The sequence below is a fragment of the Ruegeria sp. CDSC068 genome, from assembly GCF_059610545.1.
Map to the genome: position 1 here is coordinate 349,416 of NZ_JBXWNV010000001.1, position 22,897 is coordinate 372,312.

Genomic DNA, 22,897 nt, shown 5'->3' on the forward strand with positions numbered 1-22,897 from the left:
CCTGATCCGGCAGGGCCGGGTCAGGCTGACTTCTTTGCGTGCTTCTCGGCCAGTTCCAGCAGCTCAGTTTCCAGGTCTTTTTCAAGCTGCCGCGCCCGTTCGATGTATTTCTTGTTGTCACCGGTCGGCATACCGGGGATCCACAATTCTGCCAGATCACGCACAGAGGCGCGGTCGTGGTGATAGAATGTCTGCTCGGCCTGAGCCGCTTCGTATTCGCTCAGACCTACGTTTTCCAGGACATAGCGACCTGCCCGTAGTGATCCGTCGAACATCTCGCGGACAATGTCATTCGCTCCGGCCTGATACAATTGGTAGACATGGGTACGATCACGTGCGCGGGCCACAATGTGCAAATCCGGTCGCTGACGGCGGGCAAAGCCGACCAAACGTGTGACTTGCTTGGGGTCATCCATCGCGGCGACCAGAACAGAAGCTTTTTCAAGCCCGGCGGCACGCAGCAGTTCTGGCCGCGTGGGGTCACCCAAAAACCCCTTGACGCCGAACCGTCGCATCAACTGGATTGTCTCGATATCATGGTCCAGTACGACGGTCTTGAACCCGCTCGCGCGGACCAATCGGTTCACGATCTGACCAAAGCGCCCAATGCCAGCGATGATGACCGGGCCTTTTTCGTCGATTTCATCGGGCTCGGCCTCGGGGACGCCATCACCCATACGGCGCGACAGCAGATCGAAGATGATGAACAGCAGCGGAGTGATCAGCATTGTAAGGGCAATAATCATCAACAGTTTTTGCGACAAATCCGGTGGGATGACGTTTTGCTGTGTTGAAAAGGCCAACAGAACAAAGCCGAATTCGCCGGCCTGCGCCAAACCTAATGTGAACAACCAGTGATCCCGACCGCGCAGCCGGAACGCACGACCGACCAGATACAGGATGATCCCTTTAGCCAGTATGACCAGCAGTGCCAGACCGATCAGGTCCAGTGGGTCATTGAAGAAATAGCCAACGTCAATCCCGGCGCCGACCGTGATAAAGAACAGCCCCAGGAAAAGTCCCTTGAACGGTTCAAGGTCGCTTTCCATTTCGTGCCGGAATTCTGAGCTTGCCAGAACTACACCCGCCAGAAACGCGCCCAGAGCAGGGGAGAGTCCTACTAGTGTCATCAGGAAGGAAATGCCCACGACGATCATCAGCGCCAGCGCCGTGTACATTTCGCGCAGCCTGGTGGCGTGGATGAACCTGAACAGTGGACGCGTTAGGTAGATGCCAGCCAGAATGACGAAGGCAACCGCGCCGATGGTGACCAGCGTAACAGCCCAGCCGGGCAGGCCCTCGACAAGTGACAAGCTATGATGTCCGGCCTCATGGAGCGCATCCGCGCCGCGGTCGATTGAGCCGTCGCTTTCGATATGAGGCATTGCAGGCAACGCCAAAAGAGGCAGCATCGCCAAAATGGGAATGACCGCGATGTCCTGCGTCAGAAGGACCGAAAACGTCGCCCGACCTCCATTTGTCTGCATCAACCCCTTTTCCGACAACGTTTGCAGCACAATCGCTGTGGATGACAGAGATAAGGTTAACCCGACGGCTAGTGCGACCGACCAGGGGTGATTTGCATACATGGCAACTGCAGCGATGACTGCGGTCGACAACAGGACTTGCAGGCCGCCTAGTCCCAGAAGCCTGTCGCGCATGTCCCACAAGGCGCGCGGCTCAAGCTCGAGCCCGATCAGAAACAGCATCATGACCACACCGAATTCGGCCACGTGCTGCAGGCTTTCGGTCTCGGCCCCCACAAGCCCGAAGACAGGGCCAATGACAATGCCAGCGGCCAGATAACCAAGAACTGAACCCAACCCCAGACGTGCCGACAAGGGCACTGCTATCACGGCGGCAGCCAGATAGATTGAAGCCTGGTAAAGGAAATCGTCCATGTTTGTCCTCTCGGTCCGGTCAGGTGGGCAATGGCGCGTCGCGTTTAAGTTGGTCCATCACGATCTGGCTGTGCACCCGTGCCACTGCAGGATGCGGCAGTATCACCTGGTGAAGCAAGCGGTTGAGCGCGGAAAGATCGTCGCAATAGACGTGCAGCAGGTAATCTGCCTCTCCGGTCATCGTCCAGGCGCTGGTGATTTCGGGGCGGGTGTCGACCATGCGGGCAAAACTCGCGGATTGTTCCGGGCCATGTGTGCCCAAATGCACCTGAATGAACCCTTGGACCTGCAGGCCAAGTTTTAGGGGATCCAGCCGTGCCGCATATCCGGTGATATAGCCTTCGGCCTCAAGCCGCTGACGGCGGCGCCCGGCCTGGCTTGGTGACAGGTTCAGCATTTCACCCAATTGATGCGCGGTCAGATGCGCGTCCTTTTGCAGGGCGGACAACAGTCGCGTATCAGCGGAATCCAGCATATGCGGAGTTTCTCCAAATTTATCCGTGTTCATGCGTGATTTACGCATATGTTTATAGTTTACACGAAAACTATGCGCAGAAACAGCGCTTGGTAAGGCGTATTTTGGAATCAGCAAAGAAATTCCTGTTTTTACGGAGACGCGCCATGGGTCCTTTCCCGCACAACGCCCCGAAATCTGTCATCAGCCCTGAAAATCCAGCCGGAACCGATGGGTTTGAATTTGTCGAATTCGCCCACCCCGAGCCGCAGGAACTGCGCGATCTTTTCGCCAAAATGGGGTTCGAGTTGGTCGGACACCACACGGACAAGCCTATGGTTGAACTGTGGCAGCAGGGGGACGTGACCTACATCCTGAATGCTGATCCAGAAAGCTTTGCCGCTAAGTTCGTGGCAGAACACGGCCCCTGTGCCCCTGCGATGGGATGGCGTGTCGTGGACGCGCAGAAAGCCTATGAACACGCGGTGTCAAAAGGCGCTGAACCTTATGACGCGGCGGACAAGACCATGGAGGCCCCAGCGATCAAGGGTATTGGCGGTTCGCTGATCTATTTCATCGATCAGTATTATGAAACATCGCCTTACAATCAGGAATTCACCTGGGACAAACAGTCCAAACCGCGCGGCGATGGGTTCTATTACCTCGATCACCTGACGCACAACGTCTACAAGGGCAACATGGATAAGTGGTTCAAATTCTACGAGAGCCTGTTTAACTTCCGCGAAATCCGCTTTTTTGACATTCAGGGTAAATTCACTGGCCTGTTTAGCCGTGCGCTGACATCGCCCTGTGGTCGTATCCGTATTCCGATCAACGAAGACCGGGGCGAAACCGGGCAGATCGTATCATATCTCAAGAAATACAAGGGTGAAGGTATTCAGCATATCGCGGTGGGTAGCGAAGATATTTACGCCTCGACCGATGCGATTGCGGAAAAGGGCCTGAAGTTCATGCCAGGGCCCAACCAGGCCTATTATGACATGTCCAAGGAACGTGTTGTGGATCATGATGAACCTCTGGACCGGATGATCAAGCACGGCATCCTGATTGACGGCGAGGGTGTGCTGGACGGTGGCGAGACCCGGATCTTGCTGCAAATCTTCTCGAAAACCGTGATCGGCCCGATCTTTTTCGAGTTCATTCAACGCAAAGGCGACGATGGGTTTGGTGAAGGGAACTTTAAGGCTCTGTTCGAATCCATCGAACGGGAGCAGATCGAAAGTGGCGAAATTTCAGCCGCTTAACGGCGTAAGGTAATTCACCAAAGGGCGGTCGGGGATATCCCTCGGCCGCCTTTGTTTTTGAACCGTCAGCTCCGCGGCATTTTCAGCGTCAGGTTTCTTCCGCGCTTTTGGTAGCGCAATTCGCTGTCGCCAATGGCGATAACATTGCCGCCGTCCAGCCTGTCTCCGACTTTCAGTTTTTTGTACCGACCGCTGGGCAGCCGAACCAGCGCGCGCCGGTTGGCCGGGGACCCATAAACCCCAATCAGGTTCAGCTTGCGCAAGTTGAGCGCATTGTCGATGGTCGCCTGCCGTGCCACCGAGGCGGTCGACGGGATCTTCGGTGCCACGGCCTTAGGTTGGAAGGAACCAGCTTCGTCCGAGCTTTGATCGACCGCAGCAGTTGACCCGAGATTGGCGGTGCTTGTGTTTGTGCTGGCCGGGCGGGCAAGTCCGGCTGGTCGCGTTTTGGGGCGCGGAACGCGAACGACTGCCAATGCCGTTGGCGTTTCGTCAATCCGGGGGCTACTTTGCAGGGACTTAGGCCGCAGTTTAGGACGCAGAACCGCCAGTTCTTCGCGTGTGCGTCCACCAAGTTGTTGCCGTTCAAAGCTTTCCAGCAAATTAGCCGGGCGAGGATTCGGGCGTTTCTGCGCCAAGCGGGCTGTAGGATCTTCCTCAATTGGCTCTTGTTCAAACCGAACCGGAACTGCCGGGGGAACCTTGGCGGGCCGGCCAAGGTAAACGATCACCCCGTCGGGATTCAGGGTCCCTTCGGCTGAAGGCGTGACGAGGCCGCGTTCGTCCAGATCAAACTGGACTCCGGCCTGAGCGGGCAGGGCGTTTTGTTCAAACGGCAAGTCAGTTTCAAAGCTACTGACGGGAGGCAGCGCCACTGCGTCCTGCGACAAATCAGTGCTGTCCAGGGATGCCAGATACAGGTCCTCTGGCGACTCCAGGACCGGTTCAGGCAAAGGTTCGGGGGCGAAGATCTCGATGCCTGCTTGTGACGAGATTTCCGCTGGTGCAGGCTCTTGTCCCACCGGTTCGACCTGGGTCGGTGCCACGTTCAGCGCTTCGAGGATTGCAGCATCGGTCGCGCTGAGATCAGCGGCGGTTTCTTCGACAGGTTCGGTTTGCGGCTCTTCCTCTGGCGCGGTTGCGACCGCCTCGGGTTCGAATTCAAGCTCCGGATCGCCGTCAACCTCCTGTGTTTCGGCGATCTGCTCGTCAGATGTGAGGTTTGGCACAGTTTCTTCAATCGAAACCGCCTCGGCCACTGAGGATTCGGTGTCGTCAGATCCAGTCAACGACCACACGGTCAGGGCAATACCGGCAACAAGAGCGGCCGCCGCGGCTGGAACGGCGTAGCGGTTGATCGGGGGGGGGGCTTTCGTTTTGCCAGCAATATTTGCGTGGGGCGCTGAACGAAACTCCGTCGGGGTCTCAGTATCAGCGATCGCGTGAATGGTAGGGCCATCATCTTCTTGGGCAGGTTCTTCACCCTCAGCGGGTTCCACTGCTGCAGTCGCATCGGGCGCGGAAGGAACCTCCGTTTGGTCTTGGGTTTCAGCGATCGTCCGATCGGCAGCAGCTTCATTTTCTTTTGCGGATTCTTCTACTTCAACCGTTTCTACTGCGCGGGTCGTGTCGGGGGCTGAAGGAAACTCTGTCGGGGTCTCGGAATCTGCAATCGTGTCTGCGATTGGGCCTTCATCAGTTTTGGCAGAATCCTCAACCTCGAACGGTTCCGCAGCAATGACCGTGTCTTGGGTATCGATCTCGAACCGAGGTTCAGACGGATATTCCTGACCCTGGATCGGGGTTGAATACTGCACCGGAACAAACCCGTGCTCGGCGGCAAATGTCCGGGCCTCATCCAGGGTTTGCCTGGCGACAGCAGCAATATGGGTTGTCGGACCGATCGTTGCGGTGTCAAAGGCGAGCTCATCCAGCGCATAGGGAGTTGCCTCGGTCAGTTCCGCTCGCACTTTTTCAGCGCTTTCCTCGAGGCTTAGGCCCTCTGTTGATACGGACAAAAACCGCACCTGATCCGCTGGTATCACCAGCTTGCAGTTCAGGTCGTTTTCAAGGGCAAAGCCCTGATCCCGCAATGCGATGATCTGCGTATTCAGGTCGGGCGCATCCAGAGCAACCTCGCCAATGCAGAACCAGTCACCATCCGAATGGTGGTGCAAGGATATTCCGGTCGAAAAAAAAGACAGCGCAAAGGCGGGTTTCATAATCCGGAAAAACCATAGTTGTCAGCATCTGTGCAAACGATCATTCGTCCGCAGAGTGACATTAAAGCAGGATCCCGCCGAGGGAAAGAAAAAGCCGGTCTTTCCCCTTGTTCGGCAGACCCTCGCCACCCCATGTTGGGAGAAAGAAAATTGGAGGGAAGACCTTGAATAAAATCGCTTTTCTAGCTGCAGTTCTGACGATGTCAATTGCGGGCATGACCCATGCGGAAGAACGTCGCATCACCGTTGACGCGGCGGGAACCGTGCAGGCCGCGCCTGATATGGCGACTATTACTCTGGGCGTGACCAATGAAGACGCGCAGGCCTCGAACGCGATGAAGGCCACTTCGGAATCGGTGTCTCAGGTCCTGAGCCGGTTGCAGGAGCTTGGCATCGAAACGCGCGATGTGCAGACCCGCGACGTGTCTTTGTCGCCGGTCTGGAACAATCGTAACAGCGCAAGCGGCGACCGGCCCGAAATTTCGGGATTTGTCGCCTCGAACCGAGTGGTGGTGCGCGTGCGTGACCTGACACAGCTTGGTACAATCATGGACGCAGTCATCCAGGACGGGGCCAATGACTTTGGCGGGCTAAGCTTTGGCGTACAGGATCCGAAACCGCTGCAAGCGCAGGCGCGCGCAAACGCCGTAGCCGAAGCGACCGCCAAGGCCGAGCAGTTGGCACAGGCGGCTAACGTGACACTCGGACCAGTTCAAGAGATCAGCGAACAGGTCGGTGGCGCGCGCCCCGTGGCCATGATGCGGGAATTCAGCGCTGCGGATGCAGGTGGTGTACCGGTCGCAGGTGGCGAGGTGTCCGTTTCGGTCACCGTCACAATGGAATTCGAAATCTCTGAGTAACCTCAGACGCTTGCGCGGGCCTTCAAAGGTTGCCTTTGTTGGCCCGTCTGGTCAAAGTTGCCCGGCGATAGCCAATCCTCAAAGGCGCTGCGGATGCGGGGCCATTCGCTGTCGAGGATGGAATACCACGCCGTATCCCGGTTGCGACCTTTGTAATGGGTGGCCTGTCGAAAAATACCTTCAAAGGTAAAGCCCAAACGCTCGGCCGCGCGACAGGACGGCGCGTTCAGCGCGTCGCACTTCCATTCGTAACGGCGATAGCCCAACTCATCGAACACGCGCTGCATCATCAGGAACATAGTCTCGGTCGATTGCGGGCTACGCTGCAACAAGGGTGAGAAGTGGATGTGTCCCACCTCGATCGCACCCGCCGCCGGGTCAATCCGCAGGAATGAAGCCATACCCACGGGCGTATCGTTGCTGTCGAGTACCGTGTGGAACATCGGATCGGAATCCATGCAGGTCTCACGGGTCCAATCCTCAAACTCGCGCTCGCCGTCGAACGGCCCATAGGGAAGGTACGTCCAGTTGTGGCCATCCGTGTCGTTGGCAAACGCCCGGAATAACCCGGGCGCATGCCTATTCACATCAAGCGGGACAACGGAACAATATCGGCCCTCCATCGGCGTGTAAGGTGGTGTCGGGCGAGGGAAATCGCCCGTTACCGGCAATCCGATGGGTTGGCCCAGATCATTGGTGTTGTGCCCGCTCATGGATTAGGCCGACGCTTTGGCCAGCGCCTGATCAAGATCGGCGATCAGGTCATCTGCGTCTTCGATACCAATGGACACCCGCACAACGCCGGGGCCAGCGCCTGCGGCCTCTTGCTGTTCTGGGGTCAGCTGCCGGTGCGTGGTCGAAGCCGAGTGAATGATCAGTGATCGTGCATCACCCAGGTTGGCTACGTGGCTGAAAATCTCTAGCGCGTTGACCAGTTTGATACAGGCGTCATAGCCACCTTTGACCGCGAAGGTGAACAGGGCACCCGCGCCCTTCTTGTAGTGCGTTTTGACCCTGTCACTGTAGGGCGAAGACGGCAGCCCGGCATAAGTGACGTATTCCACGCGGTCATCTGCCTCGAGCCATGCGGCGATCTTTTGGGCGTTTTCGACGTGACGCTCCATCCGCAGGGACAGGGTCTCGATCCCCATCAGCGTGTAATGCGCCGCCTGCGGGTTCATGGTCATGCCCAGATCACGCAGGCCAATGGCGATGCCGTGGAAGGTGAAGGCCAGCGGCCCAAACGTCTCGTGGAACTTCAGGCCGTGATACGCTTGTTCCGGCTCACTGAGTGACGGGAACTTGTCATTTGCGGACCAGTCGAACTTGCCCGAATCCACGATGCAGCCGCCGGTGACGGTGCCGTTGCCAGTCAGGTATTTGGTAGTCGAGTGCACCACCAGCGTCGCGCCATGCTCGATCGGGCGGCACAGGTAAGGCGTGGCCGAGGTGTTGTCGACGATCAGTGGAATGCCCGCCGCATCGGACACATCCGCCAGCGCGCGGATGTCAGTGACATAGCCGCCGGGGTTGGCAATGGATTCGCAGAACACCGCACGGGTGTTTTCGTCGATAGCGTCTTTGACGGCGTCCAGATCATCGGTGTCGACAAACTTGGCGGACCAGCCAAAGCGTTTGATGGTCTGGCTGAACTGAGTGACCGTACCGCCATACAGACGGGTCGAGGCGACTACGTTGCAACCGGGACCCATTAGCGGGAATAGCGCCATGATCTGTGCCGCGTGACCTGATGAGCAGCACACGGCACCGACGCCGCCTTCCAGCGTGGCAACACGTTCCTGCAGAACGGCCACGGTGGGGTTGGTCAGGCGGGAATAGATGAAACCAACCTCTTGCAGGTTGAACAGGGCAGCCGCGTGATCTGCGTCGCGGAACACATAGGCTGTCGTTTGATAGATCGGTGTCTGACGCGCGCCAGTTGCGGGATCGGGCCGCGCGCCCGCGTGAATTTGAAGCGTATCAAAACCGTAGGTGGGGCCGTCAGACATCTTGGAAATCTCCTGTTGGAAAGTGCGTTGCTGAATCTCTAGGTGATTGGGCGCGCGCAGACAACATTCCTGTCAGCGCATCCAAAGACCATTCTTGCGTATCGTGTTGCGAATAACCTGCTCGCGTTTGGGAAGGTTCTCGCGGTCGAACATATCCCTGATTTTGTGACCCTTGCGCTGCAGCACCAGCTTCTTGATCGGGTCGTACCCCTTGAGGACCTTCTTGACCCGGTTTGGCGCAACCACGGTTTCCAGCACCTCTACAGCGTGATCGCTTTCACGGGCGTAGAGTAGGGGGAACAGGCGGTAATGACAGCTGACCGATCCGTCCAGAAGGCCCGCAGGCAGGGCATCGCGACCGCCGCCGAACGAATGGATAACCAGCGGCAGTGCAGCCTGATCCAGCCAGGGGTCAAAATTCTGTCCAGCCATCTCGGGGATCTCGCCGTCGCGGATCGTGCGGGCATAGTCCAGAAAGCGCTTTCCGAAGGTGTGAGGGCAGGAATGAAAGAAAAACCCGGCATTGAAGTACAGATAGCGCCGCCAGTAATCCACAGGTTGGCTGGTATCCAGCGACCTGTCGAAATCCAGTCCGAACCTTTGATAAAGCGCCTTCCAGATCCCATCCAGTCCAGGACCATACAAGGTTGGTTTGGGCCAGGTTCCTTCGACCCTTAGCGATGCGCCGGGGCGGTTAAAGTCGAAGGGGACGCTGGTCAGATCGCCGGTGATCAGTGTGTCACTGTCGAAAAACACAAAGGGCTCACCCTCGGGCATGGCCAGCAAAGCTTCGATCTTGTTGCCATAAGGGTAGCTGGCGCCGAATATTTTGTTTTCGAACGGCAAGATCTCGGCATCCAGCTGACGGAGTGCTTTCAGCAGATCCTCGTTCTGGATGGTAGGGTCCTGCGGCCAGCGTGGACCGGGTTGTGGAACAGCCACGAACAGTCGACCGGAAAAATCAGGGCTGCTGTGCCGCAGCGAGGCGGCAAACAAAAGGGCTTCGTATTGCAGACGGTTGTTTTGCCCGATGATAACGATGTTGAATTTCGGGGCGCTGGCCTGCATCCGGTGACTTTCAGTACTTGTGGGTGCCGTGGTCCGGCGCTGCTCGGGTTTCTTGTCGGACGTACAGTATGCAGGCGCGCCCGTCAAAACCAGATGCGATGCGTGCAATTTGAAAAATGTCGGCGCAATCCCATGTTAGGGACACGTCCCCGTTCAGGAGTGCCCCCATGAGGATCAACGCAGATTTCACCAAACGTGTTGCAGTTCATTTCGACCAGAATGAATGGATCGCGTCCCCCGCCGCCGGTGTCGAACGCAAGATGCTGGATCGCATCGGCGAGGAGGTTGCCCGCGCAACGACAATCGTACGTTTTGCTCCGGGCAGCGCGTTTTCGGCCCATACCCACGACGGGGGAGAAGAATATCTGGTTTTGGACGGCGTTTTTCAGGACGAAACCGGAGATTTCCCGGTCGGCAGTTATGTGAGAAACCCTCCGACCTCGTCGCACACACCTTCGGCAAAACAGGGGGCGACGATCTTGGTGAAGCTGCATCAGTTTGACCCGGATGATCGGACAGAGGTACGACGCTCGATCAATGGTCAGGGGAATACTCAACTGTTCAAAGACGCGCATGAAGATGTCCGCGTGTTCAATCTTGCGGCGGGCGATGCGTTGGATCTGGACGCGTCGCACGGAATGGAGCTGTTTGTGATCGAAGGCTCGCTGAGGGAATCTGACGAGGATTTCACGACCTGGGACTGGCTGAGGTTGCCTCCGGGCGCGCGATCTACCGCCGTGGCAGGTGCTTCGGGAGCGCGTGTTTGGACGAAAACAGGGCATTTGGCTCAGATGGTCTGATACGTTCGCTGCAAGAAAAACAGGCAGAAACAAAGGAAAACCGGGTCGATTGGTCCGGTTTTTTCCTTTTTTGACCATTTGGCAAATTTTACCATTTGATAAAAAATTACTTTGTGGCAAGCTGAGGCCACAACAAACATATCTACAGGGAGTAGAGTGATGGCACAGGGCCAGATTGCCCCCGGCATTGTCTCCGGGCGGCTGTCCAGCGATGAGCTGACCTCGAATTTCACGGATTTGCATCCGCCACTGGCCCCTCATGAGGCCGCCGTGGCAGCGGATCGGTGCTATTTTTGTTACGACGCACCATGCGTCACAGCCTGTCCGACAGACATCGACATTCCGCTGTTCATGCGCCAGATTCAGGCTGGTCAGCCCGAAGCGGCGGGTGAGACCATTTTGGCGCAGAACATTCTGGGCGGCATGTGCGCCCGCGTTTGCCCGACTGAAACGCTGTGCGAAGAAGTCTGCGTGCGCGAAACCGCCGAAGGTTCACCGGTCGAAATCGGTCGTCTTCAGCGCTATGCAACAGACAGTGTGATGGTTGGCGGAAGTCATCCGTTCCAACGGGCCGCACCAACCGGCAAAACAGTTGCTGTAATCGGGGCAGGACCTGCGGGTCTGGCCTGTGCGCACCGCTTGGCCATGTTTGGGCATGACGTGGTGATCCACGAAAGCCGCCCCAAACCGGGTGGGCTGAACGAATACGGGATCGCAGCGTATAAATCGACCAACGATTTTGCTCAGGCCGAAGTCGACTGGCTGCTGAAAATCGGCGGTATCTCCATCGAAACCGGTTCTGTTCTGGGCGAGGGGATCTCGCTGAAAGGGCTAGCCGAGAACTATGATGCAGTGTTTTTGTCTATTGGTCTTGCCGGGGTGAATGCCTTGCGCGCCGACGGGGTGGAAAAAGATGGTGTTCGCTTCGCAGTGGATTTCATTTCGGACGTGCGTCAGGCCTCTGATCTGGTTGATTTGCCCGTTGGTCGCAACGTGGTCGTCATCGGCGGCGGCATGACTGCAGTGGACGCTGCGGTGAAGTCGAAACTGTTGGGTGCCGAACATGTCACCATTGCCTATCGCCGTGGACGCGACGCAATGGGGGCCAGCCGGTACGAACAGGACCTCGCAGCCTCGCACGGCGTCAAGATCATGACCAATGTGCAACCTGTGGCCATCCATGGAAACGGGGCCGCGGTCGAGATCGAGTTGGAGTATACTGCCAGCCACGATGGGCAACTGACCGGCACCGGGGAAATGATCCGCTTGCCTGCAGATCAGGTACTCAAGGCCATTGGCCAAAAGCTGGACGGCGCGCCGGAAGGACTGAAGCTCGACGGCAACAAGATTGCTGTGTCTGGTGCCGGGCGTACCTCGATGGCGGGTGTCTGGGCTGGGGGCGACTGTGCGGCGGGAGGCGAAGACCTGACCGTGACCGCAGTGGCCGAAGGCCGTGATGCCGCGATGGACATCCACGCAACTCTGGTTTCGTGATAGGGTGGGGTATTCACCCCATTCCTTTCGCTGCTGAGGTATTCCCATGTCCCAGATCGAACAAGCCGTTGCCCAACACTATACCACCGGAGCCTTGACTGACCGCGTTCGCGCGGCGCTTGCGGCCAGTGGGATTGACCCGGACGCGGCCACTGTGGCCGATCTGAAGGCGGGGGATGAGTTCCACACCGGCGGCGTTCTGGCGACAGACAACCTGTTTGCGCAATTGTCACCGACCCACGCGACCCGTGTGCTGGATGTCGGCTGCGGCATCGGTGGGACGTCGCGGTACATCGTGGATCGCTATGACTCGACCGTGACCGGGGTCGACCTGACGCCAGAATTCGTTGAAACAGCTACCGCCCTCAGCGATCTGGTCGGGCATTCCGACAAGGCCAGTTTTCACGTCGGAAGTGCTTTGGACATGCCGGTGCCGGATGCAGGGTTTGATCTTGCCGTCATGTTGCATGTGGGCATGAACATCGAAGATAAGGCCGGGCTGTTCGCAGAAGTTTCGCGCGCGCTGGCCACGGGCGGGACATTTGCCCTGTTCGATGTGATGGGCGGGGATGTGGACGAACCGCTGTCCTTCCCGCTGCCATGGTCAACGGTGTCCGAAACCTCGTTTGTACATGCGCCGCAGGTCTACAAGGACGCCGCGGGTGCCGCCGGTCTGGAACTGGCCGCCGAAACCGACCGCACAGAGTTCGCGCTGAAGTTTTTCGAGGATGTCTTCGCGCGCATTGCCGAAAGCGGCCCGCCGCCCTTGGGCATCCACCTGATGATGGGCGAGACGGCGCCTGAAAAATTCCAAAACTACGTCAAAAACCTCAAGGCCGGGCGCATTCGTCCGACCGAAATGATATTCAAGAAAACCGGCTGAGCCGGGAAGGGAGAAGCCATGGCCGATCTGACAACAAACTTTTTGGGCATTTCCAGCCCCAATCCTTACTGGCTCGCCTCGGCGCCGCCGACAGACAAGGAATACAACGTGCGCCGCGCATTCGAGGCCGGGTGGGGCGGTGTCGTCTGGAAAACACTTGGGTCCGAAGGGCCGCCGGTTGTGAACGTAAACGGGCCGCGCTACGGCGCGATCTATGGTGCGGATCGTCGGTTGCTGGGGCTGAACAACATCGAACTGATCACCGACCGACCGCTTGAAGTGAACCTTGAAGAAATGGCGCGGGTCAAAGCCGACTACCCGGATCGCGCGCTGATCGCCTCGATCATGGTGCCCTGCGAAGAAGAGGCCTGGAAAGCCATCCTGCCGCGTGTCGAAGAAACCGGCGCGGATGGGATCGAACTGAACTTTGGCTGCCCGCACGGGATGAGCGAACGCGGAATGGGCGCAGCCGTAGGGCAGGTGCCGGAATATATCGAGATGGTCACCCGCTGGTGTAAGAAATACTATGACCGGCCCGTGATCGTGAAGCTGACGCCAAACATCACCGATGTTCGGAAGCCTGCTGAGGCGGCAAAAAACGGCGGCGCGGATGCAGTGTCACTGATCAACACGATCAATTCAATCACCAGCGTCGATCTGGACACGTTCAGTCCGGAACCGTCGATTGATGGCAAAGGCAGCCACGGCGGGTATTGTGGCCCGGCGGTCAAGCCAATTGCCCTGTCGATGGTGTCCGAGATCGCGCGCGCCGAAGCCACCCATGGCCTGCCGATTTCCGGCATTGGGGGCGTGACCACATGGCGGGATGCGGCAGAGTTCATTTCGCTGGGCTGTGGTAACGTTCAGGTGTGCACGGCTGCTATGACCTACGGCTTTAAGATCATCGACGAACTGACCGCAGGTCTGTCCAAGTGGATGGATGAAAAAGGGTACACAAACGTGTCCGAGATTGTCGGTCGTGCGGTTCCAAACGTGACCGATTGGCAATACCTGAACCTGAACTACGTGGCCAAGGCCAAGATCGATCAGGACGAGTGCATCAAATGCGGTCGCTGCTATGCCGCGTGCGAAGACACCAGCCACCAGGCGATTTCCATGTCCGATGATCGGGTTTTCGAGGTCATGGATGACGAATGCGTCGCCTGTAATCTGTGCGTGGATGTTTGCCCGGTCGACGGCTGCATCTCAATGGTTCCAATGACGGCCGGAGAGGTCGATCCGCGGACCGGTCTGGAAGTTCAGCGTGATTATGCCAACTGGACGACGCATCCAAACAATCCGATGGCCAAAGCTGCCGAGTAACTCGGGTACTGAAAACATGAAGGGGCCCGAAAGCACGGGCCTCTTAACAGATGCAGACCGGCCAATACGGGGCATTCAAAGCCGCGTGACGGCAACTGTTATGCTAGATCAAGTAGGTCGACAGGCTTGGGACATAGCTTAGCAGGATCAAGACGGCGGCCACCGCAATCAGGAACGGCCAAAGTGATTTCAGAATTGCTCCGGGGGTCGTGCCGCTCATGGATGAGGCGATATAGAGGCCAATGCCGACGGGTGGCGTAAGCAGGCCAAGAACAAGGTTCAGGCATACGACAACTCCGAACTGGTAGGGGCTGATGTCGTAGGACCCAGTGGCAATTGGCAACAAAATGGGCGTGATCAGGATGATGGCGGCGATCCCGTCGATCACCATCCCCACCAAAAGAAGCGCGGCATTTACGATCAGCAGAAACATGAACGGATTGGATGTGATCGACGTGATAAGCCCCGCCAGCTGCTGTGGTATTTCTTCGTAAATGATCACCCACCCAAAAACGCTGGCCGCCGCAATCATGAACAGGATCATCGATGCGTTTGCGGCTGTTCGCTTGAACATCTCGCCCAGATGTTGCGGCTTTAGCTCTCCGTAAATGAGCCACCCGACCAGAAATGCGATCAGCGAAGCGATGGCTGCGGATTCTGTCGGCGTAGCGATGCCAAACAGAATACCACCGATGATCGAAACCGGGATCAGCATCGCAGGAAGGGCGGCGATCAGGGCCTGCAGAGCATCGCGGCGGGACATCCAGACGCCCTTTGGGAATTGCTGAACCCAACCGACAAGCGTGATCACCAAAGCAAAGGCTCCTGCCAGCAGCAAGCCGGGTATGATCCCGGCGATGAACATTTCGCCGATGGGAATCTGCGCCAAAACGCCAAAGATAACGAACATCATTGACGGCGGGATGACCGGTGCCAACAGGCCCCCGGCTGCTGTCGTGGCGGCGGCGAAGCCCTTGCTATAACCCTCTTCCTCCATCGCGGGGACCATGGCACGCGACATCACAGCGATCTGTGCGGTTGCCGAGCCGATGATGGCGGCCATGAACATATTGGCCAGCAGGTTGATATAGGCGAGCCCGCCCCGGAATCCGCCCACGAATACACGCGCCAAAGCGACCAGGCGGCGTGTCATGCCGCCTTCATTCATCAGCTCTCCGGTCAGCATGAACAGCGGGATTGCCAGCAGGCCGTAGTTTTCCAACCCGCCAAACATTTTCTGCGCAAAACTGTCGTACAGAACCGTGTTCCCGCTTTCCCAGATGTACCAAATTGCAGTGATCGCCAACACGATGGCAACGGGCACCGACAACAGCAGGGTAGCTAGAAAGACAATCGGGCTCATACCGGTGACCCTTGTCCGGGACGCGTCAGAAGATGCATCGTTGAATGTAGCGTTGCACCCAAGGCAAACAGCCACATCACGAGCCAAAACAAAAACTTCGGAAGCCCGAGGGTTGAGGTCGGCTCGGCATAGATGAAGTTGAAAGTATTGCCTTGAAAAGCCATGGCATCGAACCCTGTACGAGCGATGTCCAGTGGCAAAAACCACCGCCAGCAGAACCACAGCATCGCGATTGCAAACGCGAAGACAACGATGTCGACTGCTTTTCGGATTATTGCCCGGACATGAGGTGGAACCAGATCGGCAAGGATCGTGATCGAGACCGAATTGCGGTGGTGCAACGCGGCTGACGCGCCAAGGAATGTCATCCAAACCATGGCATAGATTGCCAATTCATCCACCCAGAACAAAGCGTTACCCGCCGTGCGCGTCACGACATTCAACAAGATCAATAGGGTGACGCAAACGGCCAGTGCTGCGGCACACCATAACTCAACCCACGCCCACGCTGCAGACAGCCGGTATAACATAGCCGATCCCCTATGAAAAAGGGCGCAGGATTGACCTGCGCCCTTTCCCTGAAACGTTCAACTTTATTTGGTTTCTGCCGCAGTCTCGCGCAGCGCGTCAAGGGACGAGGTTTTTTCAGACCAGATGCCGTTCCATTCCTCAATCGCATCGCCAAAGAATGAGGCATCGACTTTCTTGTAGGCCTTGCCGGTTCCCTCTATCTGTTCCAGCCACTTCGCTTCGTTGGCAACATAGGCATCGATGGTGCTGTCGACATGCTTGGCCATCAGTTCACCGATCATCGCGCGGTCTTCTTCGGACAGTCCCGCCCAGACTTTGGCCGAGACCAGCCCGACCATCGGGAACATCATGTGGTCGGATTGAACGATCGTGTCGGCGTGATCATAGTATTTCAGCACCCAGATCAGTTCTGCATCCATATCAATGGCATCGACCTGCCCATTGGCCAGCGCGTCATAGACAGCAGGCAGCGGCATTGGTGTTGGTGCAGCTCCGACCGCGTTGTAGAAATCCAAAATCGGCGTGAACGGCGTGATCCGCAGTTTCAGACCAGACAGGTCCTCTGCCGAAGACACATCGCCCCGGCTGACGATCTGGCGCAGCCCGGCCATACCGTAACCTAAGCCTACAACGCCAACCTGACCAGGCAGGGGTTCCAGCATCGATTTTGCGGTATCCGAGCGTAGGATGCGCCCCGCGTGGCCGATATCATCCGCGAGATACGGTGCATAAAACGCACCCAGATCAGGTGCGCGGTTCGACACTTCGGCCACGGTCATGAATGCCATATCCAGCGCGCCAGTCTGCAATTGTTGCAGCATCTCTGCCTCGTTGCCCAACTGACGGGCGGGGAATACAGATACGGTATGGGCACCACCGCTGGCTTCGTTCAGCTCGGCCCCAAAGGACTCGGCCGCCTTGGTCCAGATATGCGGAGGTGGCGTGATCAGGCCCAGACGGAATTCATCTGCATGGGCAGCTAGCGATGTCACAGCAAGCGCTGCAGCCGAAGCGGCGATCTTAGCAAAATGTTTCATGTTCTTCCCTGTTGTTTGTTCATCTCAGAGTGTGACCCAGCCCTCTGGCGGCTCTTTTCCCGGATGCACGGTCTGGCAGTTCGGGCATGTTCTGTCTTCTTCTGATGAATAGAATTTTTCGTAGACCGGCGGCAAGTCCTTGACGATAGACTGCAATTGCATCTCGGCCCGATGAACGCGGGTGCCGCATTCAAAGCAATACCATTCGATCGCGTCCAGCTCGCCTGTCTGCCGTTTGGGTTCGATCACCAATCCGATTGAGCCTTCCTGCGGTCTTTGTGGTGAATGGCGCACATGCGGCGGCAGCAAGAAGATCTCACCTTCGCGGATTGGAACGTCATAGAATTCCTCTCCGTCATACAGCTTCAGCACCATGTCGCCTTCCAGCTGATAGAAGAACTCTTCAACTGGATCGTCGTGATAGTCGGTTCGCTTGTTCGGCCCGCCGACGACGGTGACCATCAGGTCGGCATCCTCCCACACCTGTTGATTGCCGACTGGAGGTTTCAGCAGGTGACGGTGTTCGTCGATCCATTTCTGAAAGTTGAATGCACTTAACTTCGACATGTCCCACTCCTCATTGGTAGAAGTTTGGCCGGTTTTTTCATAACCGCAAAGAAATTATCCGCATCTAGATATCCGATTTGCTTATATCGATGAGGCTATGGCTTCAGGCCGCATTCCGCGAACCCTTTGCGGATGATCTCTTTTTCCGCCTCGGTCAGTTCCAGCATTGGGGCCCGCACACGCCCTCCGACCTGTCCCAGCAGCTCTTGCCAGTATTTTCCAAAAGCGGTGGGTTTGCCTGCAGGTTTGGTTCGCTTCATCGCGTCCCGCACCGGGTTCAGGCTGTCAAACACCTTGCGCGCCTCATCTGCTTTGCCGGCAAACGCCAGCCGCGTGTATTCGTTCATGCGCTGATCATTCTTGGTCTGTAATTGGTAAGGCGGCGACGAACACAGATACAGTTTCCAATCCAGTTCCAGAATATTGTCCAGCCATTCATGTTCAGCCGATGTCGAGACATGAATTTTGTCGCCCACCATATGCGTCAGTTTCACATACATCTCACGCGGGACGGAGTATTTGATGGCCACGATGTTAGGCAAATCAGCAATCCGTGCGCATTCTTCAGGCTGCATCAGGTATCCACTGTCCGGGTGGCTCCACATCGCGATCCCGATATCCAGCTCATCGCAGAACCGTTTGTAGTACTGGTACAAAACCTCTCCACGATCCTGAACAAAGCTTAGAACAGGGGCATGCAAGACGATGTAATCGGCCCCACAATTCTGCGCATGGCGGGCCAGTTCCAGCGCCGTGTCCATGTTCTGATCCGAGACCGAGACAATCACACCAGCTTTGCCCGCGCATTCGTCAACCGCAATCTCAAAGTTGCGCTTGCGCTCATCAAGGCTCATCGAAAAGAACTCGCCCTGCTTGCCTGCCACGAACAGTCCCTGGATATCCAGATCGTCAATCCAGTGCCGGATGTTTGACCGCAGCCCGACCTCATCCAGTGACAAATCATCGTTGAAGGGGTTCAGGGCTGCGGCCCAGATGCCGGTCATGTTCTCGCGCGCATAGGCTTTGGCGTCGCGCTTGGAGTAGTTCATTTTAACGGGCCTTCCGATTAACGGGCAATTCTGGCGTCGCCATCAAAGCCTGATCACACCACGTGATCCAATGCGAAAGCCGGGAACTGGGTATCTGAAATTAGAATACCCAAAGAATACCAATTTAGAATTCTTTGGCGCTGGTTTAGGTTTGCCACATGAAAATAGGATTGATCGGTAAAGGCGCGATTGCGCAGCATGTCATGGGCGCGGTTCAGGCGCGAGGCCATATGGTACATGCGGTTCTGGTGCGACCAGGCAGCATTTCACAAAACCCGAACCTGTTTGTGGGTTCGGTGCCAGAGCTCATCGCAGAGGCGGACCTGGTGATCGAATGCGCCGGCCATCAGGCACTGGCGGCCTATGGCCCTCAGGTTCTGGGGCAGGGTACGGACATGATCACGGTGTCCGTCGGTGCATTGGCGGATCAAACGATTGCAGACGAGATGGAAAGCGCGGCCAGCGTGGGGCAGGCGAAACTGCACCTGGCCAGCGGCGCAATCGGTGCCCTTGATTGCCTGAGCGCTGCGGCGACCGGCAAATTAAACAAGGTTATCTATGTCGGGCGCAAGCCGCCGCTAGGTTGGAAAGGCTCTGCCGCAGAGGACAGGCTGGATCTTGAGGGGCTGACACAGGTTGAAACGCACTTCACAGGGACCGCCCGAGAGGCGGCGTTGGCCTATCCCAAAAACGCAAACGTTGCGGCAGCCGTAGCCTTGGCTGGGATTGGATTTGATGAGACGCAGGTTAAACTCATCGCTGATCCGTCGATTGCGCAAAACATTCATGAGGTTGAGGCCGAAGGGCAATTCGGGCAGTTCCATTTCCGGATAAGCGGCAATTCCCTGCCGGACAATCCACGCAGCTCGGCCTTGGCCGCGATGAGCGTGGTGGCCAAGCTCGAACAGCTGTCAAAGCCAATTGTGATGTGACCATGGTAGGACGTCATTCACGTATCGTCGACCGCGCCCTGACCCGGCTGAAGCTACGCCAACTGCGTTTGCTGGTAGCGGTGGGAGCCCACGGTAACATCCAGAACGCCGCACGCGAGCTGGGCATCTCGCAACCGGCAGCAACCAAGATGATTCAGGATCTGGAACTGGATTTTGAGGTCAAGCTGTTTAGCCGGACCAATCGGGGTGTGATTCCGACCGTGTTCGGAGAAACTTTGATACGTCACGGCAAGCTAATCTTTGTCCAGGTCTCGAACGCTGCGCAGGAACTGGATGACCTGAACGAAGGCAATGCAGGCCGCGTGGTGGTGGGCACTTTGTTGGCGGCCTCAACCAGCCTGCTGCCGGCCGCCATTGAAATCCTTTTGGCTGACCGCCCGAATGTGGCGATCAAGATCAACGAGGGCACGAACGAAGTCCTAATGCCGAGGTTGCTTTCGGGCGAAATCGACATGGTAGTCGGGCGGCTTCCCTCTCATAGGCACCGTGACAAGATCAGGCAGGAAAAGCTGTTTGAAGACCGCATTCTGGCGATCGTCGGCAATCAGCATCCTCTTGCGGGTCGCCCGGATGTTTCCTTCGCTCAGACCAAACCCTTTGGCTGGATCGTCCCGCCGCTGGAAACCACATTGCGGCGTCAGCTGGATCATTTCTTTGTTGGCCAGCAGCAATACGTTCCGCCCGTGACGATCGAATCCGTATCCTACCTGACCAATCGTGCTTTGCTGCAGTCGCGCGATCTGATCGGGCTTATGCCGGCCGAGGTCGTGTCGCAGGACATCGCCCACGGCTACCTGTCGCCATTGGATTGGGATGTCCCATTTGGGCAGGGGCCGATTGGTGTCTCATTCCGGGCGGATGATGATCTTTCCCCCGCTGGCCGGGCCTTTAAATCGGCGCTGCATCAGGCGGTGAAACAGAAATGAGGTCAGGTATTCGTCAAATTGATATCAGTATTCACCCAATTCACTTGAAGTAATGCCGGCCATTGCGTGATTTGAAATAGTCAAAGTCGGAGGCACCGGTTTCATGTATCCTGAGCTTAAGCTGTTCATCGCGGGCAAGTGGCGCACAGCCAACCGGGACATACCGGTCGTGAATCCCGCGACAGAGGGCGAAATCGGGCGGCTTCCCTGCGCGTCGAAGCAGGATCTGGATGACGCCCTGGAGGCTGCGGTCCGAGGGTTTCGCGTATGGAGTCGCACCTCACCGCGTGAACGTTCCGACACAATCCTGCGCGCTGCTGCACTGATGCGGCAACGTCAGGAAGAGATTGCCCATACCATCACCATGGAACACGGCAAGCCGCTGAATCAGGCCAGGCTTGAGGTTATCCGAGGGGCAGAGTTCTTTGAATGGGACGCGGGCGAGGCGATGCGGACCTATGGGCGGGTCATCCCTGCGGCTCCGGGTCACAAGTTTTCCGTTCATCACCAGCCTATCGGTGTCGTCGCAGCCTTTTCACCCTGGAATTTCCCGATGAGCCAACCAGCACGCAAAATCGCCGGCGCGCTGGCTTCGGGCTGCTCGATCATCCTGAAGGCGGCAGAAGAAACACCTGCGGGAGCAATACATATTGCAAAAGCCTTTGAAGATGCCGGTCTTCCTGCAGGCGTCCTGAACCTGGTGTTCGGAGAGCCGGCAGAAATCTCAGGCCACCTCATCCCGCAGGATCCGGTCAGGCTCGTGGCTTTCACCGGCTCAACCGCTGTGGGGCGGCATCTGACCACCTTGGCCTCGGAACACATGACATCGGTGCTGATGGAACTTGGTGGCCACGCGCCAGTAATTGTCTGCGAAGACACAGATGTGAAAGCGGCCGGGATCTCAAGCGCAGTTCGAAAAATGCGCAATGCCGGGCAGGTGTGCACATCGCCTACAAGGTTTTTTGCGCATGAGAGCATCTTTGACGATTACGCCACAACTTTCGTTGAACGCGCTGCGGCAACTATTGTCGGAAACGGAATGGACCAAAATGTGGAAATGGGGCCTCTGGCAAATGACCGGCGGGCGCCTGCACTGACCGAATTGGTGGAAGACGCCCGTGAAAAGGGTGCGACGGTTGCCACGGGTGGCGCCAAACATGGCGACAAAGGGTATTTTTTTCAGCCCACCGTCCTGCTGAACGTGCCCGACAACGCCCGGATCATGCAGGAGGAACCTTTTGGTCCGGTGGCTGTGATCAATCCAGTGTCCTCACTGGATGACGCAATCGGCAAGGCAAACTCGGTGCCCTATGGGCTGGCCGGTTATGCATTTACAAATCGCGCAGACTATATTGATCGATTGATTGACGAGGTCGAGGTCGGCAACCTGTCTATCAACACGCTTGAGGCATCCATGCCTGAAACACCCTTTGGCGGCGTGAAATCCAGCGGATATGGTCGCGAAGGCGGCACCGAGGGGCTGGACAACTACATGATCGTAAAAAACGTATGGCATTCCGCCGACATCACCTGAGCAAAGGCGCGTCAGATAAAGTCGCGCCGATTACGGCGTCAGAAGTTTCCGGTAGAGCGTGTCGATAAACGGCTCGGCCCCTTCAAATGGGTCTTCGTCGCCCAGAATTGCGCGGACCTGAACGTCGAAGTCGGCGTAGTGCTGTGTCAGCGCCCAGATTGAAAATATCAGGTGATAAGGGTGCAGGCGCGCGATTTTGCCCTGATCCATCCACTGCGTCAGTATTGCCGTTTTCTCATCCACCAGAGATTTGAGGTCATGCGACAGAGATTCGTGGATACGCGGAGCGCCCTGAACCAGCTCGTTCGCAAACAAACGGCTTTCGCGCGGCAGGTCTCGGCTCATTTCCAGCTTGCGGCGGATATAGGCGAGGATTTCTTCCATCGGGTCGCCATCCGCGTCCAGATCATGCAGAGGGGCCAGCCAGATCTCTAACAGACCGGACAGCAAGGCGGTGTGGATCGCCTCTTTGGACGGGAAATAATACAACAGGTTCGGCTTGCTCAGCCCAGCCTCGGTCGCGATCTGATCGACCGTCGCTCCTCGAAAACCATGCGCCGAAAACACGTTCAGTGCGGCTTCGAGAATCGCGGCGCGGTTCTTTTTCTGAATTCGTGTCGGGGCGCGGTCTTTGGGCATGTTTCCTGACTGTCTCTTT

The 22,897-nt window shown here is 57.2% G+C and carries 21 protein-coding genes; 9 read left to right on the plus strand and 12 right to left on the minus strand.

Features of this window, described 5'->3' with window-relative positions; genetic code table 11:
- Window positions 1–20: 20 nt before the first annotated feature.
- Together AC2FID_RS01650 and AC2FID_RS01655 are read right to left on the minus strand one after the other, a co-directional pair.
- Window positions 21–1,901, minus strand: a complete 1,881-nt coding sequence (locus AC2FID_RS01650; RefSeq protein ID WP_282168519.1) for a monovalent cation:proton antiporter-2 (CPA2) family protein — start codon at window positions 1,899–1,901, stop codon at window positions 21–23.
- A gap of 19 nt (window positions 1,902–1,920) precedes the next feature.
- Window positions 1,921–2,376 (minus strand): Lrp/AsnC family transcriptional regulator, encoded by a 456-nt coding sequence (locus AC2FID_RS01655; RefSeq protein ID WP_472723556.1) that lies wholly within the window; start codon window positions 2,374–2,376, stop codon window positions 1,921–1,923.
- 146 nt (window positions 2,377–2,522) lie between these two features.
- Here AC2FID_RS01655 and hppD point away from each other — a divergent pair, with 146 nt between their 5' ends.
- Entirely contained in the window at window positions 2,523–3,620 is a 1,098-nt protein-coding gene (hppD, locus tag AC2FID_RS01660; protein WP_496835102.1) for a 4-hydroxyphenylpyruvate dioxygenase, read from the plus strand.
- 65 nt (window positions 3,621–3,685) lie between these two features.
- Here hppD and AC2FID_RS01665 read toward each other — a convergent pair whose 3' ends face one another.
- Window positions 3,686–5,842, minus strand: coding sequence for a hypothetical protein (locus tag AC2FID_RS01665; protein WP_496835104.1), 2,157 nt, complete (start codon window positions 5,840–5,842; stop codon window positions 3,686–3,688).
- A gap of 164 nt (window positions 5,843–6,006) precedes the next feature.
- On the opposite strand from AC2FID_RS01665, the gene AC2FID_RS01670 reads away from it, so the two are divergent.
- Window positions 6,007–6,702 (plus strand): SIMPL domain-containing protein, encoded by a 696-nt coding sequence (locus tag AC2FID_RS01670; protein ID WP_496704364.1) that lies wholly within the window; start codon window positions 6,007–6,009, stop codon window positions 6,700–6,702.
- Between the two features lie 2 nt (window positions 6,703–6,704).
- Here the strand turns inward: AC2FID_RS01670 and AC2FID_RS01675 are convergent, their stop codons facing one another.
- The 3 genes from AC2FID_RS01675 to AC2FID_RS01685 all read right to left on the minus strand — a co-directional run bounded on the left by AC2FID_RS01675 (window position 6,705) and on the right by AC2FID_RS01685 (window position 9,779).
- Window positions 6,705–7,415 carry a GNAT family N-acetyltransferase gene (locus tag AC2FID_RS01675; protein WP_496835105.1) on the minus strand — a complete coding sequence of 237 codons (711 nt, stop codon included), beginning with the start codon at window positions 7,413–7,415 and terminating at the stop codon, window positions 6,705–6,707.
- Between the two features lie 3 nt (window positions 7,416–7,418).
- The gene (locus AC2FID_RS01680; RefSeq protein WP_496835107.1) at window positions 7,419–8,711 is read right to left on the minus strand and encodes an O-acetylhomoserine aminocarboxypropyltransferase/cysteine synthase family protein; all 1,293 of its coding nucleotides are present in this window, start codon (window positions 8,709–8,711) and stop codon (window positions 7,419–7,421) included.
- A 72-nt stretch (window positions 8,712–8,783) separates the two neighbouring features.
- Complete coding sequence (locus AC2FID_RS01685; protein ID WP_496835630.1) at window positions 8,784–9,779, minus strand: GT-B fold glycosyltransferase domain-containing protein; 996 nt, start codon at window positions 9,777–9,779, stop codon at window positions 8,784–8,786.
- A 167-nt stretch (window positions 9,780–9,946) separates the two neighbouring features.
- Here AC2FID_RS01685 and AC2FID_RS01690 point away from each other — a divergent pair, with 167 nt between their 5' ends.
- From AC2FID_RS01690 to preA, 4 genes are all read left to right on the plus strand, one after another.
- On the plus strand, window positions 9,947–10,579 hold the full coding sequence (locus tag AC2FID_RS01690; RefSeq protein ID WP_282168512.1) for a cupin domain-containing protein: 633 nt from the start codon (window positions 9,947–9,949) through the stop codon (window positions 10,577–10,579).
- A 159-nt stretch (window positions 10,580–10,738) separates the two neighbouring features.
- Window positions 10,739–12,073 (plus strand): NAD(P)-dependent oxidoreductase, encoded by a 1,335-nt coding sequence (locus tag AC2FID_RS01695; RefSeq protein ID WP_282168511.1) that lies wholly within the window; start codon window positions 10,739–10,741, stop codon window positions 12,071–12,073.
- Window positions 12,074–12,119: 46 nt separating this feature from the next.
- Window positions 12,120–12,956: a methyltransferase domain-containing protein gene (locus tag AC2FID_RS01700; protein ID WP_496835073.1), complete on the plus strand. Its 837-nt coding sequence runs from the start codon at window positions 12,120–12,122 to the stop codon at window positions 12,954–12,956.
- A gap of 18 nt (window positions 12,957–12,974) precedes the next feature.
- Complete coding sequence (gene preA / locus AC2FID_RS01705; protein ID WP_058277679.1) at window positions 12,975–14,279, plus strand: NAD-dependent dihydropyrimidine dehydrogenase subunit PreA; 1,305 nt, start codon at window positions 12,975–12,977, stop codon at window positions 14,277–14,279.
- Window positions 14,280–14,382: 103 nt separating this feature from the next.
- On the opposite strand, the gene AC2FID_RS01710 is transcribed toward preA, so the two are convergent.
- From AC2FID_RS01710 to AC2FID_RS01730, 5 genes are all read right to left on the minus strand, one after another.
- The gene (locus AC2FID_RS01710) at window positions 14,383–15,642 is read right to left on the minus strand and encodes a TRAP transporter large permease (RefSeq protein ID WP_496835074.1); all 1,260 of its coding nucleotides are present in this window, start codon (window positions 15,640–15,642) and stop codon (window positions 14,383–14,385) included.
- Window positions 15,639–16,172 (minus strand): TRAP transporter small permease, encoded by a 534-nt coding sequence (locus AC2FID_RS01715; protein ID WP_496835110.1) that lies wholly within the window; start codon window positions 16,170–16,172, stop codon window positions 15,639–15,641. Before AC2FID_RS01715 ends, AC2FID_RS01710 begins: the two co-directional genes overlap by 4 nt.
- Window positions 16,173–16,235: 63 nt before the next feature.
- Entirely contained in the window at window positions 16,236–17,210 is a 975-nt protein-coding gene (locus tag AC2FID_RS01720; protein ID WP_496766725.1) for a TRAP transporter substrate-binding protein, read from the minus strand.
- 24 nt (window positions 17,211–17,234) lie between these two features.
- Window positions 17,235–17,777: a 3-hydroxyanthranilate 3,4-dioxygenase gene (locus AC2FID_RS01725; RefSeq protein ID WP_058273852.1), complete on the minus strand. Its 543-nt coding sequence runs from the start codon at window positions 17,775–17,777 to the stop codon at window positions 17,235–17,237.
- 95 nt (window positions 17,778–17,872) lie between these two features.
- Window positions 17,873–18,826, minus strand: a complete 954-nt coding sequence (locus AC2FID_RS01730; RefSeq protein ID WP_496835111.1) for a dihydrodipicolinate synthase family protein — start codon at window positions 18,824–18,826, stop codon at window positions 17,873–17,875.
- A gap of 158 nt (window positions 18,827–18,984) precedes the next feature.
- Between AC2FID_RS01730 and AC2FID_RS01735 the strand changes: the two genes are divergently transcribed.
- The 3 genes from AC2FID_RS01735 (at window position 18,985) to AC2FID_RS01745 (ending at window position 22,239) form a co-directional block, all read left to right on the plus strand.
- On the plus strand, window positions 18,985–19,758 hold the full coding sequence (locus tag AC2FID_RS01735; RefSeq protein ID WP_496835113.1) for an aspartate dehydrogenase: 774 nt from the start codon (window positions 18,985–18,987) through the stop codon (window positions 19,756–19,758).
- 2 nt (window positions 19,759–19,760) lie between these two features.
- Window positions 19,761–20,705, plus strand: a complete 945-nt coding sequence (locus AC2FID_RS01740) for a LysR substrate-binding domain-containing protein (RefSeq protein ID WP_496835115.1) — start codon at window positions 19,761–19,763, stop codon at window positions 20,703–20,705.
- Window positions 20,706–20,808: 103 nt separating this feature from the next.
- Window positions 20,809–22,239 carry an NAD-dependent succinate-semialdehyde dehydrogenase gene (locus AC2FID_RS01745; RefSeq protein ID WP_496835117.1) on the plus strand — a complete coding sequence of 477 codons (1,431 nt, stop codon included), beginning with the start codon at window positions 20,809–20,811 and terminating at the stop codon, window positions 22,237–22,239.
- A gap of 30 nt (window positions 22,240–22,269) precedes the next feature.
- Here the strand turns inward: AC2FID_RS01745 and AC2FID_RS01750 are convergent, their stop codons facing one another.
- A complete protein-coding gene (locus AC2FID_RS01750; RefSeq protein WP_282118666.1) occupies window positions 22,270–22,878 on the minus strand; it encodes a TetR family transcriptional regulator C-terminal domain-containing protein in 609 nt (202 codons plus the stop codon).
- Between the last annotated feature and the right edge of the window lie 19 nt (window positions 22,879–22,897).

Coding starts and splice junctions, on each gene's coding strand:
- AC2FID_RS01740 (WP_496835115.1), top strand. CDS start 19,761: ATGGTAGGACGTCATTCACGTATCGTCGACCGCGCCCTGACCCGGCTG.
- AC2FID_RS01650 (WP_282168519.1), bottom strand. CDS start 1,901: ATGGACGATTTCCTTTACCAGGCTTCAATCTATCTGGCTGCCGCCGTG.
- AC2FID_RS01695 (WP_282168511.1), top strand. CDS start 10,739: ATGGCACAGGGCCAGATTGCCCCCGGCATTGTCTCCGGGCGGCTGTCC.
- AC2FID_RS01720 (WP_496766725.1), bottom strand. CDS start 17,210: ATGAAACATTTTGCTAAGATCGCCGCTTCGGCTGCAGCGCTTGCTGTG.
- AC2FID_RS01700 (WP_496835073.1), top strand. CDS start 12,120: ATGTCCCAGATCGAACAAGCCGTTGCCCAACACTATACCACCGGAGCC.
- AC2FID_RS01735 (WP_496835113.1), top strand. CDS start 18,985: ATGAAAATAGGATTGATCGGTAAAGGCGCGATTGCGCAGCATGTCATG.
- AC2FID_RS01715 (WP_496835110.1), bottom strand. CDS start 16,172: ATGTTATACCGGCTGTCTGCAGCGTGGGCGTGGGTTGAGTTATGGTGT.
- AC2FID_RS01725 (WP_058273852.1), bottom strand. CDS start 17,777: ATGTCGAAGTTAAGTGCATTCAACTTTCAGAAATGGATCGACGAACAC.
- AC2FID_RS01745 (WP_496835117.1), top strand. CDS start 20,809: ATGTATCCTGAGCTTAAGCTGTTCATCGCGGGCAAGTGGCGCACAGCC.
- AC2FID_RS01680 (WP_496835107.1), bottom strand. CDS start 8,711: ATGTCTGACGGCCCCACCTACGGTTTTGATACGCTTCAAATTCACGCG.
- AC2FID_RS01730 (WP_496835111.1), bottom strand. CDS start 18,826: ATGAACTACTCCAAGCGCGACGCCAAAGCCTATGCGCGCGAGAACATG.
- hppD (WP_496835102.1), top strand. CDS start 2,523: ATGGGTCCTTTCCCGCACAACGCCCCGAAATCTGTCATCAGCCCTGAA.
- AC2FID_RS01665 (WP_496835104.1), bottom strand. CDS start 5,842: ATGAAACCCGCCTTTGCGCTGTCTTTTTTTTCGACCGGAATATCCTTG.
- AC2FID_RS01685 (WP_496835630.1), bottom strand. CDS start 9,779: ATGCAGGCCAGCGCCCCGAAATTCAACATCGTTATCATCGGGCAAAAC.
- AC2FID_RS01690 (WP_282168512.1), top strand. CDS start 9,947: ATGAGGATCAACGCAGATTTCACCAAACGTGTTGCAGTTCATTTCGAC.
- AC2FID_RS01710 (WP_496835074.1), bottom strand. CDS start 15,642: ATGAGCCCGATTGTCTTTCTAGCTACCCTGCTGTTGTCGGTGCCCGTT.
- AC2FID_RS01655 (WP_472723556.1), bottom strand. CDS start 2,376: ATGCTGGATTCCGCTGATACGCGACTGTTGTCCGCCCTGCAAAAGGAC.
- AC2FID_RS01675 (WP_496835105.1), bottom strand. CDS start 7,415: ATGAGCGGGCACAACACCAATGATCTGGGCCAACCCATCGGATTGCCG.
- preA (WP_058277679.1), top strand. CDS start 12,975: ATGGCCGATCTGACAACAAACTTTTTGGGCATTTCCAGCCCCAATCCT.
- AC2FID_RS01750 (WP_282118666.1), bottom strand. CDS start 22,878: ATGCCCAAAGACCGCGCCCCGACACGAATTCAGAAAAAGAACCGCGCC.